Origin of the sequence: Streptomyces sp. NPDC057623 (assembly GCF_042800355.1) — a bacterium.
Lineage (GTDB): Bacteria > Actinomycetota > Actinomycetes > Streptomycetales > Streptomycetaceae > Streptomyces.
In genome coordinates this window covers 15,267-28,311 of record NZ_JBHVGZ010000060.1, presented here as the reverse complement: position 1 = coordinate 28,311, position 13,045 = coordinate 15,267, and the positions used below count along the sequence as shown (strand labels likewise).

General features: G+C 68.5%; 15 protein-coding genes. 8 read left to right on the top strand and 7 right to left on the bottom strand.

Annotated elements, in window-relative coordinates:
* Nucleotides 1-163: 163 nt before the first annotated feature.
* Nucleotides 164-427, bottom strand: coding sequence for a helix-turn-helix transcriptional regulator (locus ACFU95_RS38970; protein ID WP_302004005.1), 264 nt, complete (start codon nucleotides 425-427; stop codon nucleotides 164-166).
* 647 nt (nucleotides 428-1,074) lie between these two features.
* Here ACFU95_RS38970 and ACFU95_RS38965 point away from each other — a divergent pair.
* Nucleotides 1,075-1,671, top strand: a complete 597-nt coding sequence (locus ACFU95_RS38965) for a hypothetical protein (RefSeq protein WP_383838492.1) — start codon at nucleotides 1,075-1,077, stop codon at nucleotides 1,669-1,671.
* A 192-nt stretch (nucleotides 1,672-1,863) separates the two neighbouring features.
* Nucleotides 1,864-2,496 carry a hypothetical protein gene (locus ACFU95_RS38960; protein WP_302004007.1) on the top strand — a complete coding sequence of 211 codons (633 nt, stop codon included), beginning with the start codon at nucleotides 1,864-1,866 and terminating at the stop codon, nucleotides 2,494-2,496.
* 34 nt (nucleotides 2,497-2,530) lie between these two features.
* Here the strand turns inward: ACFU95_RS38960 and ACFU95_RS38955 are convergent, their stop codons facing one another.
* The 3 genes from ACFU95_RS38955 to ACFU95_RS38945 are packed head-to-tail and all read right to left on the bottom strand — an operon-like array spanning nucleotide 2,531 to nucleotide 5,945.
* Entirely contained in the window at nucleotides 2,531-3,250 is a 720-nt protein-coding gene (locus tag ACFU95_RS38955) for a helix-turn-helix domain containing protein (RefSeq protein ID WP_302004008.1), read from the bottom strand.
* Nucleotides 3,250-5,322 (bottom strand): hypothetical protein, encoded by a 2,073-nt coding sequence (locus ACFU95_RS38950; protein WP_383838488.1) that lies wholly within the window; start codon nucleotides 5,320-5,322, stop codon nucleotides 3,250-3,252. The genes ACFU95_RS38955 and ACFU95_RS38950 overlap by 1 nt, the downstream gene beginning before the upstream one ends.
* Nucleotides 5,323-5,345: 23 nt before the next feature.
* Complete coding sequence (locus ACFU95_RS38945; RefSeq protein WP_302004011.1) at nucleotides 5,346-5,945, bottom strand: helix-turn-helix domain-containing protein; 600 nt, start codon at nucleotides 5,943-5,945, stop codon at nucleotides 5,346-5,348.
* A gap of 382 nt (nucleotides 5,946-6,327) precedes the next feature.
* Here ACFU95_RS38945 and ACFU95_RS38940 point away from each other — a divergent pair, with 382 nt between their 5' ends.
* The 5 genes from ACFU95_RS38940 to ACFU95_RS38920 all read left to right on the top strand — a co-directional run bounded on the left by ACFU95_RS38940 (nucleotide 6,328) and on the right by ACFU95_RS38920 (nucleotide 10,560).
* Nucleotides 6,328-7,410 (top strand): NACHT domain-containing protein, encoded by a 1,083-nt coding sequence (locus ACFU95_RS38940; RefSeq protein WP_383838485.1) that lies wholly within the window; start codon nucleotides 6,328-6,330, stop codon nucleotides 7,408-7,410.
* Between the two features lie 294 nt (nucleotides 7,411-7,704).
* Entirely contained in the window at nucleotides 7,705-7,962 is a 258-nt protein-coding gene (locus ACFU95_RS38935) for a hypothetical protein (RefSeq protein WP_383838482.1), read from the top strand.
* Nucleotides 7,963-8,079: 117 nt separating this feature from the next.
* Complete coding sequence (locus ACFU95_RS38930) at nucleotides 8,080-9,174, top strand: helix-turn-helix transcriptional regulator (RefSeq protein WP_302004014.1); 1,095 nt, start codon at nucleotides 8,080-8,082, stop codon at nucleotides 9,172-9,174.
* On the top strand, nucleotides 9,171-9,656 hold the full coding sequence (locus ACFU95_RS38925; RefSeq protein WP_302004015.1) for a hypothetical protein: 486 nt from the start codon (nucleotides 9,171-9,173) through the stop codon (nucleotides 9,654-9,656). Before ACFU95_RS38930 ends, ACFU95_RS38925 begins: the two co-directional genes overlap by 4 nt.
* A gap of 100 nt (nucleotides 9,657-9,756) precedes the next feature.
* On the top strand, nucleotides 9,757-10,560 hold the full coding sequence (locus ACFU95_RS38920) for an SAM-dependent methyltransferase (RefSeq protein ID WP_302004016.1): 804 nt from the start codon (nucleotides 9,757-9,759) through the stop codon (nucleotides 10,558-10,560).
* 39 nt (nucleotides 10,561-10,599) lie between these two features.
* Here the strand turns inward: ACFU95_RS38920 and ACFU95_RS38915 are convergent, their stop codons facing one another.
* Both ACFU95_RS38915 and ACFU95_RS38910 read right to left on the bottom strand, forming a co-directional pair.
* A complete protein-coding gene (locus ACFU95_RS38915; RefSeq protein ID WP_383838477.1) occupies nucleotides 10,600-11,514 on the bottom strand; it encodes a helix-turn-helix domain-containing protein in 915 nt (304 codons plus the stop codon).
* An 88-nt stretch (nucleotides 11,515-11,602) separates the two neighbouring features.
* Nucleotides 11,603-11,839: a DUF397 domain-containing protein gene (locus ACFU95_RS38910; RefSeq protein ID WP_302004018.1), complete on the bottom strand. Its 237-nt coding sequence runs from the start codon at nucleotides 11,837-11,839 to the stop codon at nucleotides 11,603-11,605.
* 206 nt (nucleotides 11,840-12,045) lie between these two features.
* Between ACFU95_RS38910 and ACFU95_RS38905 the strand changes: the two genes are divergently transcribed.
* Nucleotides 12,046-12,600: an ATP-binding protein gene (locus tag ACFU95_RS38905; protein WP_302004019.1), complete on the top strand. Its 555-nt coding sequence runs from the start codon at nucleotides 12,046-12,048 to the stop codon at nucleotides 12,598-12,600.
* Here the strand turns inward: ACFU95_RS38905 and ACFU95_RS38900 are convergent.
* A complete protein-coding gene (locus tag ACFU95_RS38900; RefSeq protein ID WP_383838474.1) occupies nucleotides 12,549-12,932 on the bottom strand; it encodes a hypothetical protein in 384 nt (127 codons plus the stop codon). The two genes, ACFU95_RS38905 and ACFU95_RS38900, sit on opposite strands and share 52 nt — an antisense overlap.
* Nucleotides 12,933-13,045 lie beyond the last annotated feature (113 nt).

Here is a 13,045-nt window from a genome sequence, read left to right as displayed (position 1 = left end):
CGGTGCCAGGCGGCACTCGTCATCGGGCACATGGCGACTGTCGTGTCCCTCGACTGGCCCTACACCCTCGAACACACGAACCAGGTGACGGTCGCGCGTTCTATGGCTGCTTGCCGTTCGGGTGATTTCTTCGGTGCCGTACTCGGCGGGAAGGGGGCGGTCTTCAGACGTCCTGTGAACCCGGTGGGGTGTGGTTGCCACAGAGGGCACCGAGCAGTTCCTGGATGGGGACGTCGAAGGCGTGCGCGAGGGCGTGCCAGGTGGTGACGTTGCCGGCGGCGCGGCCGTGTTCGAGGTCGATGAGGGTGCGCCGGGCCAGGCCGCTGCGTTCGGCGAGTTGGTCGAAGGTCCAGCCGCGTTCGTCCCTCAGGCGCGCCAGCGTTACGCGCAGGGCGGTGAGGTCGGGTTCGGGCTGCAAGATCGGCACCCCATCATCCGACGGTGCAGCCACCTGCCCTGTCAGTGCGAATTTCTGCACTTTCGGCTCTGTGGGAGGGTGCGGTTTGCGGTGTGGGAATCTGCACTACTGTGCGTCCGTCTCAGGTGCCTCCGATGGAGCGCACCGGCCACGGTCGCGCTGAACGACAGGAGGGCAGCCAGCCGATGAGGCTTGCCGGTGGGCACGTCGCAGTGCGGCGTATCTGGACGGTGGAACTGCGTTCACGGGCAGGTGGGCCAAGTCTTGTCTGTGCCCACTGCACCGCGCACACCTCTCCCCTCAGGGCTGCGTCCGCAAGGTCCGCCGTCCTGGCGCATCTGGCCTGTCATGCCAGCACCGATGTGCTGCCGGGACATCTGCGGACCTGCCAGTGCCGGGAAAGGGGGTGCTCATGGCATCCGCGTCACCGCGGTTGCGCCGGCCCCGTTCTGCTTGCCCTCACCCGCGACCACAGCGGCCGCACATGGCGGCTGGCTGATGCCTGCGCCGCTTGCGCGGCTGCAACCAGTCACACTGCCATCGTGCCGGACACGGTCCTTGGGACACGCAGGCTTCGGCCTTCCAACTGCGCGTCGGCCCCCACACCCGTCAGGCCGCGGCCAGCGGCATCCCAAGAGCGGCTGCGTGTACAGGAGATGCTGACCTACCTGGCCACTGCACTGCCCAGGTTCACCTCTCCCGCCGCCCGACTGCTCGCCCTGCAGTGCGCCCTGCGCGCCGATGCCCTCGGGCACCTGCGGGTGCCGCACGGCCTGCTGCGGGGCATGCGGTTGTACGGGTGCAGAGAACTGTGGCAGGAACTGGCTCAGGCCCACTGGCTCGACCTGCCCGATCTCAAATCGGCGCCGGTGGAGGTGCAACTGCGCGATGCCACGCTCCTGGACCAGGTGCCCGGTCGCCGCACACGCCGCCACGCCGCTCACTGGGCCCTGCACCCCGCGCCATTGGCCTTGCCGGCCACCGCACCGCCAGCCATGGGTCTGACGGCACTCGTGCTCGCTGCTCACACCTGCGCTCATGACCACCGCGGCGTCGACATGGACATCCTTGCCCGCCTGTGTGGGCACTCCCCCCAGCAGACCGCGGACATACTCGACCAACTCGTGCGCATCCGCACGCTGTCCACCTGGCGCTGCAACCGCGATTCCAACGAAGTGTTCTGGCAACTGCAGCCGCAGGCACCAACTCGGCCCGCCGCACTGCCTCGCCGGGACAGAACACCGCAGCGCTGAGACTGTCTCACGGCGAGAAGACAGCACTAGGTAGGAACAACCGGCCCTGTTTGTCCGTACCATCTGTACGCCGAGGCATCTTGCGGCACTTGCGGCTCCCCGCCGGGCCGCCGATCCCTCGCCCAAGAGGGGCAGCACTCGCATGCGGTGCAGCCCCGCAGCACGGTCATTCGCCGAGGAAAGGTCAGCATCATGCCTGAGTCAACGGCTCCCGCCACCGAACTGACATCGCAGTACGTCGCCCAGGTGACCGGTGATCTCGAACGCAACGCCAAGGAGCAGGAACGTATCAGTGCGGAGCTCGCCTCCCTGCAGGAGCAGCTTGCCGCGCTGCAGCGCGACCACACTGTGCTGGTGAACATGCGGCAGGCGCTTGGCGTCACCGAAGCGCCGGTTCAGCCTGTGGCAGAGTCCGAAAGTGCCGCAGTGCCCGCTCCGCGGCGGAAGGCTGCTGCCGCGCGTGGCGGGAAGTCCAGGACGCGGAAGCCCACAGCCGCGCAGGGAAAGGCAGCAGTCAAGAAGTCCGCGGCTAAGGCGGAGGGCGCCACGAAGGCGGCCCAGCCCACCCTGGTCGAGCTCATTCGCCGCCACCTTGTCGAGCTGAAGGAACCGCGCTCAGCTGCGGAGATCTCTGCGGCGCTCGAGCAGACCCACCCTGAGCGTCAGATCGCGACCAAGGTCGTGCGGGTCACGCTCGAAGGGCTCGTGGCCAAGAGCCAGGCGGAGCGCACCAAGCAGGGCAGGTCCGTCTTCTACACCGCCCCTGCAACCGAGTCAGCGGGTGCGTCTGACGCCGACTCGCAGTCCGAAGAGGCTGACCTCTGAAAGCCTATGCAGGGTGGCGCTGCCCCTCGCGCTGTCAGCGGGGGCGCCAGGTGCGGACCTCAAGGTGGATGATCTGAGCGTCCGGATGGATGCGTCCGGTCTCGACCAGCCACTGGTGCACGGCGGCGGTGACGTCGCCGCCCGCGGCATCCACGCGGCGGGCGAAGTCGGCGGCGTCGAAGCCGCCGGTCTGGGCGGAGCCGTAGGAGCGTTCCTCGGTGTGGTCGGCGCGCTGGATGACGTCGCGGCGGATGCCGGGTGAGTCGGTGCGGCTGCCGGAGGGGTGCATGTAGCCGGTCTTGGCTAGGCGGACGGTGAAGGCCAGGCGCAGGCCCAGGCGGGCGGCTTCGGCGATCAGGGGGCGCAGGCGGGCTGCGCCGGAGGCGATGGCCTGGGCGCTGACGCGGCCGGTGCCGGATCCGGCGGGGGTGATGAGGACGGCCTTGGTGCGGACCCGGGCGCGGGCGCCGGAGGCGGTGGTGCGTCGTTGGGTGTGGCGGGCTGCGATGGCGGTGAGTTCGGGCAGGTCGGTGATGCCGCCTGTCTCGACTGCGGCCAGGACCTGCTGGAGGGCGGGGACGAAGGCGGCGCCTTTGTTCTTGGTGTAGAACTGCGAGACCAGGGAGGGGTCGCGGTTGATGATGCAGGCGATGTCGCGTTTGGTGTAGCCGGCCTGCTGGAGCCGGTTGGCCAGCTGTGCTGCCTCGTTCAACTCGCTCTGGCGTCCTGTCTGGTTGCGGCGGCGGGGCGGCATCAGGCCTCCCGTTCCGTGGTGAGGGCCGCGCGTCCGGCATCGCGCAGTGTGAGGAGTTCTTCTTCGGCGGTGGGGGCGGTGACGGGGCCGGTGAGGTGGCCGCGCAGGAGGTAGTCGCCGGGCTGGTGGTGGTAGGGCCAGTTGTGGGGCTGGGTGAGGTAGAGGGCGTCGGTGCGGAAGGCGACGACGGTGCCGGGCGGGGTGTGCAGGGCTCCGGCGTGGGTGTCGTCGTCGCGGTGGCGCTGGTAGAGGAGGGCGGCGCGGGCGCCGGACCAGATCGCGGCGGCCCATTCGGGGTGGGCGTTGGGGTCGCGGGCGAAGCCGGTGGGCTTCTGCCAGGTGATCAACTCGTCGTTGAAGCCGATGATTTCGGCGTCCGGCGGCACGTCGCGTTCCAGGCTGCGGGGGGTGGTGCCGGTGACCATGCGGGGGCGCTGGGCGAAGGCTCCGATGCCGTACAGGAGGATGGAGCGCACTGCTCGGGAGGCGAGGTGGGCGGCGCGGGCTTGCTGGGCGTCGCCGTGGAAGTGGGCCTGGGCGGAGAGGTTGGTCCAGGTCTCCTTGAGCTTTTTGGCCCAGTCGTCCAGGGGTTTGCCGTCGTCCCACAGGATGCCGTCGAGGATTTCGATCTTCCACGGCGTCAGGGGGTTGGTCAGGGCGGTGTGGATTTCTGGGCCGCCGGCCCAGGTGGTGAAGGTCGTGCCGGGTTCGGCCGGGTAGTGCCAGGCGCGGTCTCCGGGTGCGGGGGCCGGGAGGAGGCCGACGTGGTTCCAGGTGTCGGGGACGGTCACGCGGATCTGCCAGTGCCCGCACCCGTAAAGGGCGCGCATCTGCTCCTTCTGAGACCAGGCGGCGAAGGTGTGTGCGGTGATGCGGCGGGGGGTGCCGACCGGGGACTTCCAGGTGTGCTTGGCGTAGGCGAAAGTGCGGTCGTATTCGACGAGTTGGGGCAGCTGCTCCGGGACCCGGGGCGGGGTGATGAGTTCGTTGCGGCCCTGGCCTGCGGTGGCGTGCAGCAGGCCGCGTAGTTCTTCTGACAGCACGGGGAAGCCGTCGGAGTACTGGCCGCGCTGCGGGATGGTGCGGGTCCACAGGTCGCGGCCGGTCTGGGAGGGGGAGCCCATGAGGACGGCGTCGTTCCAGTGGCGGCGCAGGGCCTGCCACAGCAGCACGAATGCGTCGCGGATCGTGTGCGGGTCGTCGCCGTCGATGTCGAACCACTCCCCCACCGAGCGGATCTCCACGTGTTGCTCGCCTTTGTCGCGCTGGTAGCGGCCGACGGGGTTGCGGGCGTGGACGAAGTGTCCGGCCATGCGGTCGCGGCCGCGGCCGGTGTCGGTGCGCCAGCCGGGGGTGGGGGCGTTCAGCCAGGCGGAGACTGCGTCGCGCAGGTAGGGGTAGCGGCCGGTGTCGCGGTGCCAGGGGTCGCCGGCGGTGATGTAGATACGTTCCACGCCCTCGGGGATGGTGTGGAAGACGGCGGTGAGGATGTCTGCGGCCGACCGGTCGGCGAGGTCAAGGTGGTGGGTCTGGTTGCGGTGGACCAGGACGCCGGTGGTGGTGTCCAGGAAGACGGTGGAGCGAGCCTGCTGGGTGAAGTTCGGCCGGGTGGAGGCGAGACCCGAGGTGTGGGAGAACCAGGCATCGCCGGTGCTGTCCGCGGGGATGGAGGGCAGATCCCGCGGCGTCTCGGAGGCTCCAGGCAGCTGCGGGGCCCTCGTCTCGGCCGGGTCCGGTCGTGGAACGGGGCTGGCGGAAGCAGTGGGCTGCGGCGGGCGCGGTGCGGATTCGGCGGTGGCCTGGGCGGCGGGCGGCGTAGGCGCCTGCGGCTGCGGGTCGTTCGCGGCCAGGCTGTCGGGGGCCAGGGCCGGGGCGAGAGCGACGATGTCGGCCACACCCAGTCCGGCCGCGGGGGCGATCCGCTCGGCCTTCGCCTTCTCGTAGGAGGCCAGCTGGATGATCCGCTTGTCACGGTCCGCTTCCTGCTTCGCCAGGGTGGCCCGGGTCTTCTTGATCTGGTCCCGCACGGCGCGCAGATCGGCAAGCGCGGTGCTGTAGCTCTGTGCGTCCATCGGGTGTTCCTTGTCCGGACCGTTCAGCGGGCGGTGGTGTGGGTGGTGACGTAGGCGATGGCCCCGCCCGAGTGGGAGGCGAGTCTGGTGCCCAGCAGTAGCTCGGCGAGCCGGCGGTCGCTGTCGAGGGTAGAAGTGATCGAGGTGTGGGGGGTGGTCAGGTCGGTGACGTAGCCGGCCAGGCGGGCGTCAGGGAAGGCATGACGGCCCTCGGCGTTCTTCTCCCAGTGCTGGAGCCCGGTCAGCACCGCCACCACATAGCCGGACAAGGTGACCGGCAGCACTCCCCCGCCCGCGACGCTCGCCGCGTCGCACCGCCACCAGCCGCGCAGGGCCTTCAAAAGGCTGTCGGGAGCGAGGCCGGCGGCGAAGCCGATCCAGTCGCGGTCAGGATCGTCGGCAGGCTGGGCAGTGTCCACGCGCAAGACAGCGACCTCCTGGCTGTCCAGGTGGTGCAGGGGGGCGTCGCGGCGCGCGCTGAGGGCCTGCACGGCGCTGAGGGGGATCATGACGCGCACTCCGCGGCGGGAGAGGCCGGGGATCAGTCCGGCATGCACGAGGCGCCGGAAGGTCGTGACGGCGCAGCCGAGCTCTTCGGCCGCCTGCCCGGTCGTCAACAGCATCCGCACCATCCCCCTTGTTCATGCGAACTCTGATATCCGATTCGGAATGTAAATTACTCAGTCAGTGAAAGGGCGTCAAACTCCCACCGTGGACGCTGGAGAACGCGCCCCTGGCAGGCCCCCGCCTCGATGGGGCGGCGGGCGTTGCGATCTGCGGACCGTGTTCTGGGTTCTACGGCGCATGCTCGGTGACCTGCGTCTGGTGGTCGTCAGGCTGCACCCTGGCAGACGCCTTGGGCGTGCTGACCGCCCCCGGGCCGCCACCTGCCGTTTTCCGGCTCGTTGTGCCAGGTGTTCGCGGGCGTGGGGCAGATCGAGGTGCACAATGCCGGGGTGACGCTGGGGTGTTGCGGCGGGAGCGTCGCTTCTGATCGCGGCCGGTATGGCCGCTATGTGGGTGTGGCGCGGTGTGGAGTATGCCGGCAACGCCGCTTCCGTCCTGGGAGCCTGGGCCGCCGTTGCCGCTCTGATCGTGTGGGCGCGGCAGAACTCCGGCACGCAAGTCCCGCCGACTGGGGAGCAACTCGACGCTGCCGAGCATGCACTGGGCCGTGCGGTTGAACACGTCTGGGCGCGGGAGGTGGCCCTGCGCCAGTTGGAAGATCCCCGGCCCTTGGAAGTGCGGTGGAACGACACGCCGCGTGGCCTGTCCGATCACCCCGCCCTGATCGGAGAGGGCCTGGTTTGCGGCACAGATGATGCCAGCGGTGCGGCTGCGGCCTTTCGCCGGTTGCCGCGGCGTCGACTTGCCATCCTGGGCCCTGCCGGATCGGGGAAGACAACGCTGGCTGTACTTCTCGTCCTCGTTCTGCTGCGCACTCGCCAACCGGGCGAACCGGTGCCCGTGATCCTGTCACTCTCCTCGGACGTGCTGGAGCACTCTCACCTCAGAACCTGGTTACTGCAGAAGATCGTCTCCGAGTATCCGGCCCTTCGCGATACAGGGGCGTACGGGCCAGATGCCGTAGGTGAGTTGCTTGCCTCCCGTCGCGTTCTGCCGGTCCTCGACGGCCTCGACGGCCTCGACGAGATTCCCTCCCGATTCCAGGCACGTGTCTTCAGCATGCTCAACGAGGCTCTTGGGGACGGCAGCCCTCTGGTGCTGACCTGCCGTACTGCTGCCTACGAGCAGGCGGTAGCCGAGTGTCGCGACGTTCTCAACGGAACCGCTGTCATCGAGCCCGAGCCTGTCACCAGCGGGTCGGCAGCAGACTTTCTGATGCTGGCCGCCGCTCCCGGTGACCTGCAACCAGGCTGGCGGACGTTGGCCCGCCGTCTGCGTGCGGAACCGCGCAGCCCGGTGGCTCTCGCCTTGCAAAGCCCCCTCAATGTGTCGCTGCGTGGCCCACGGCCAACGAACTGCTCGCCACAGGGTTTCCCAGGCGCGCCTGCGTCGCGGTCAGCTGTTGGATGCAACCGGGGGCGTGCGTGCGCCCATGGGCGCGCCGGAGTGTGCCCCATCTGATTTTTCACGCGCGGGGAAACGCTGCATCAGAAAGCTCGCGGCCAGAAGCGGTCAATTTCGATCACGCATTGCCGCATTCCGGTTCAGTGCAGCCCTATTCGAGCAGATCCTTGCTTGCCGAGGATTTTTCGCACATCGATGCGGCCGGATCTTCCGTTAATGCCTCACTCTGTTGGCCGTGCGATCCACAGGCGCGCTAAGGTCACGCCAATGGGGGCCCTGGCCCTAAGGATGGCACCAACAGACCAGGACCCCTCCGCATTTTGACCAGCCGTCAATTCCGTGAGGAGAAAGATGACCGACCCCAATGTCGTCCACGGCACCGTGGTGTCCCGGACGCGCCTGGACGGTAGCAATACCGGCCGGCATTACGCACGCCTGCGTGCCTTCGCTGTCACGGTCAGCTTGGGCCCTGTCGTGGTGCTGGCTTTGTCCTTTGTCCTGCCGTCCGCCGGCCAGTGGCCCGCTGCCGCATGCGTGGCGTTCGCCGCTGTAGCAGCGGCAGCAGCGCGCACCTCGCGGATCGAATTCCTCTGGGCACAACTGGACTGACCCGGCCTCCGGGTGGGCTGGTCCGTGAAAGCCGCCGCCAGCCCGCCCCTACCCGGTGTTCAGAAGTGTCAGCGGGTGCTGCCCGCTCTTGTGGGAAACAGGAGAAGGATTTCGAACGTGACGACTGATCCGTCGCAGCGGCCGGAGCAGTGTCCGGTGTGTGAGGGCCCACTGGTGCAGAACATCGGGGCCGGGCGGCGTCGCCGCTACTGCAGCACGACCTGCCGTCGGCGGGCCCAGCGCAACCGGCAGGCGCGCAAGACCCCGGCCGTCGCCGCCCTGCAGGGACCTTTGGGCGGTCCGGTGGCGGCGGAAGTCCGCCGCCTGGCACAGCAGTTGCTGGACAGCGAGATGCGCCAGGAGGAACTGGGCACCCTGCTGGAGAGGGCCGAAGCGATTCGCCGGGAGCTGGATATCTATACCGCGGCTGCGGTGCAAGATGCCCGCCACCGGGGTGAGAAATGGGAGTCGGTAGCCAGAGACGCACACGTCGCTCCGGAGACAGCGCGCGCACGATGGGCACCCGAGCGGGTAACCCGGATGATGGACCTCCACGCCAACGAGAAACGGGCCGCCCCCGCCCGGTGGCGTGGTTCTCAGCCCGCACGGCTCGCCGATGCCCCGGAGGACACGGTCAGCGGCCCAGGCGCTGAAGTGATCTCTCCCGTCGGCCAGTTGGCGTCGGCACTGACGCATCTGCACGCGGCCAGCGGATTGTCGATCCGGGAAGTGGCCGACTCCACGATGCTCTCGCCGTCGTTCATCTCTCGCGTCTTGTCGGGAGACCGCCTGCCGACCTGGGATCTCACGTGCTCGCTGGCGGTCCTCTTCGGTGCTGATCCGGCCGAACTGCGTGTGCTGTTCGAGGCGGCGCACGATATGACGGCGCCCGGGCGCCAGCCTGTTGCGGCCGCCATCGCGCAGTTGCACGCCGCAGTGCGGGGACTGTACCTGGCGGCAAAGTCTCCTCCTGCGGAACGGATCGAGCGCCTCAGCTCGAAAACGGTGAGCGCGCTTACGGCGCGCCGTGTCCTGGCAGGCATCGACGTCCCGGAATGGGAAGTGCTGGCCGCTCTCGTGTACGCGCTGGGGGGTCGACCGCTCGATTTCAAGCCGTTGTGGGAAGCGGTGCATTACACGTTCCTGATGTGCGATGACCCCCGTCTACCGGAAGGCACGGCGCACATCGCCGTGCCGGAAGAGGGGCCGTGAGCGACCCCCGCCCTGCGCCCCGCTCCAGGGAGTCAGCACCGGCAACCGTCATCGCACGGCGGCCCGCTTCCGCCCAAGTGCAGGATCATCGGGCCCCGCGCACTGCGCTTGCGGCCTATACCGCCTTCCGTGAACGCCACTACGAGCCGTACCTGCAGTACGCCTCGTTGCGGATCGGCCGACGCGGGGCGGCCGAAGGGGCCGTCACCGCCGCGTTCACCGAGCTGGCGGTGTCCTGGACGGTGATTCTGGGCAGTGCCGGCCCTGCCGCATGCGCCTGGCGCATCCTGCACGACCACGTCGACCGCGCGCTGGGATGTGGTCCAACCGCCGTTCCGGACAGTCAGGTTGTGCAAGGGCTGCAGCATGACGCGCACTTCCTGCACGAGCAGATGCACCTGAGCCGTGACCGCATCGCCGAGGTACTCGGGATACGCCCGGGGGACCTTCCCAGTCTGCCGCCGCGCTCCCCCGAGGAGTGATTTTCCGACCGTTGCACGGTGTGCCACTGCGATCTATCTCTACACTCCGTAATTGAGGGCGCACGCTACCGGGGCGTGTGGGGGCAGGGGGAGAACGCGCGTGAGCTTGCCGTACGGGGTGGACGTCACGATTCCGAGTGTGGCCCGCATGTACGACAGCCTCCTGGGCGGGCAGGACAACTACCCCGCGGACCGCGCGGCCTGCGAAGAGCTACTCAAACACGTCCCCAGCATGCGGGAACTCGCGCTGAACAACCGGGAGTTCCTGCGCCGTGTGGTGCATGTACTCGCCGCCGAATACGGCATCCGGCAGTTCATCGACCACGGTTCAGGGCTGCCGACCCAGGACAACGTCCACGAGATCGCCCAGCGAGTGGACCCCTCCAGCCGGGTGGTGTACATCGACAACGATCCCATCGTCCGCACCATCGGCGGCGTGCTCCTGGCGAGCAATGCGAACACAGCCGTTCTTCAGGCGGACATGCGAGACACCGATGAAATCTTCGCCAGCGAACCGGTGGGCCGGCTCATTAATCTCAATGAGCCGGTGGCGGCGCTCTTCGTGTCGGTACTGCATTGCATCCCGGACAGCGACCGGCCGGCGGAGCTGGTCGCCCGGGTCGCGGACCGGCTGCCGGCCGGGAGCATGATGGTGGTCTGCCAGCTCGTCAGCGATTCCGCCCAAGTCCGTGACTTCGTCAGCCGCTTCATGGACGAGCAGACCCAGGGCCACTGGGGGCGGGTGCGGGAGAAGCAGGACGTGGCCGACTTCTGCACGCCTTTGGATGTGGTCGACCCGGGCCTGGTGGAGGTCTCCACGTGGCGGCCCGGCCACGACGACGTGCCCTCTCAGCTCAGTTGGGAGTGGGAGGAGTACGGCGGCGTGGGCTTCGTCAGGCGCTGAGCCCGCACCGACGCGCGCTCATCACAGGCGCATGCCGTATCACCGCCAGGCGGCCAGTGCCTGCTCCAGCAGCGCCGGTGTCTGCTCGGCCGGGTTGGCCACTCCGCACAGATTGTTCAGGATGGCCTGGTAGCGCTCGGACTCCGAGGGCTTCTCCCGGTAGAGGGCTCCTTCGTATTGCTCGAGGTAGACCATGTCGGGCAGGTACTCCGGAGTGAAGAATCGCAGATGCACGATCGGGTGCCCGATGGCCCCGGCAGCGCCCACCGTCAGCGGAGCGATCTGGAGGTTGAGCCGGTAGGGCAGTTCCTCCAGCAACGCGATCAGGTGCTTGATCTGCCGGTACATCACCCCGGGTGTGCCGACCCGGCGGCGGAACACCTCCGAGTCCATCACGGCCAGCAGGATCGGCGGGGACACGGCTCGCCGCAGCATCTCGATGCGCTGCATCCGCAGGGCCACGCGTTCCGCGATTTCCCCCGCCGGCTTTGTCGGATGGACGGCCCGGATCACAATCTCGGCGTACTCCTCGGTCTGCAGCCAGCCCGGCACCAGTTGAGGCTCGTAGGAGATGATGCGGCGAGCGGCAGGCTCCATGCCCAGCAGCGGGCGAAGGTCGAGAGGGGCTGCATTGGCGTAGGGCTGCCACGCCTCCGGTTTGGCTGCTTCCCGGACCAGGTCGGCAATCCTGGCGCGCTCGAGCGGATCACTGATCCCGTAGGTGTCCAGGAGCCGCTCGACCTCAGCGGGTTTCAGGGCTGTCCGGCCGGTTTCTATGCGGCTGATGGATGCTTCGGAGGCGTGGATGCACCGAGCGGCCTGCCGGGCCCCGATCCCTGCGTGGTCGCGGCAGCGTCGCAGGTGCCCGGCAAGGGCTTTGCGATGCGCTGCCGGGCCCCATTCTGGGCGGTGGGGAAATCCGAGGATCGACGGCGCCTTCGGGTCGGCTGCCATACGGGCACTCCTATTGTGCTGTTGAGTGGCCCGATTATGGCAGCCGACCTTCGAACGTGTCAGCAAGTGGCCATATCTCTACTCTCGGTCACGAGAGGGTGAAGTCGAACTCGCCGTCCTTGACGCCGCCGAGGAAGGCCGCGATCTCCTCGCGTGTATAGACGAGGACGGGGCCGTCCGGGAACCTCGAATTGCGCATCGCCACGTCCCCGCTGGAAAGACGGGCGAGTTCCACGCAGTTGCCGTTTCCCCCACTGTGACGGCTCTTACGCCAGCGTGCCCCTTCGATCGCGCCTGCACTGGCACCGTTTTCCACCGGCTGCATACCTCACCCTGCCCCTCCGAGTCGCGCCCGACGCCAGCCAGTGGTTGCCCTTCCATGACTGACAGTCGGTTCGACTGTCCGTGCGAATATCGCGGCTCTGCAATTGCAGAGCCGCGCTTGCAGGAACGAGGAGCGGGCCGGAATAGTGACGGTCAAGACGGCATGTCGTGCTTAAACGCACGGCACCAGACTCCGGGGGACGGACGATGACGCCACGGCGTGAGGGCACATTCCAGCCACAGTCCACGTCTGCCGTAACTGACGACCGAAGACCAGAGCTGCTGTTTCTCGGCGAGCCCCTGGCCTCCACGCCCAACCTCGCCGTCCGTTCAGGCCTGGGCAGCACGCCCTTCGCCGCCCGCCGGATCCCTGTTGCCTCCATCCACTGCTGCTACATTGCACGGCAGTTCACCCGGCAGACCGTGCGCCGCTGGAATCTGCACAGCATCTGCGACGACGCGGTCCAGATCGCCTCCGAGCTCGTCGCCAACGCCGTCCGCCACGGCCGGCCCGACACGGACACGACGGACGATCCGCAAGCCGGGGTATGGCTGGCCTTGGCCCTGCGCCCGCACACTCTCCTGTGCGTCGTCCGCGATCCCAGCCAACTCCGCCCCAGACTCACCGCTCCTCAGCCCCTGGCCGAACGCCACCGCGGCCTGCCCATCGTGAACGCCCTCAGCAACACCTGGGGCTGGACCACAGACGCTCAAGCCCGGGGGAAATCCGTCTGGGCGCGGGTGACACTGCCCGCCGCGTAAGCCGTGACCGCGGTCCAGAACGTTTGCGGGATCTGGATGTAGCGGTGCAGCAGCACACCGAGGTCGCTGGTCTCCTTCTCCTTCTTCGCGGCCGCGCCCGGGGCGGTCCAGGACTCTCTGCGGCCGTTCTCGTCCAGGACGGTGACGAGGCTGAGTCGGCCAGTGCGCCGCACGTCGATGAAGCGGTGCTCCTCCAGCCAGGCCTGTGCGTCGCTGATCCGGCGGGCCCCCGCCTTCTCGGGGTCGGGCAGGTCCAGCAGCGTGGCCCAGGCGCTATGCCGGATGGCCAACTGCCGGGCGGTGCCCTCCTTCTGCAGCCACAGGTAGCTCAAGTAGAGCTTGAGCCGAACCTGGCGCCCCGGCCACCGCGGGGGACCTCTCGGCCCGTAATCCTGAAGGCGCTCCGCGGCGGGTTCGCCCCCCGGTTGGTCGTTCCTCAGGCGGT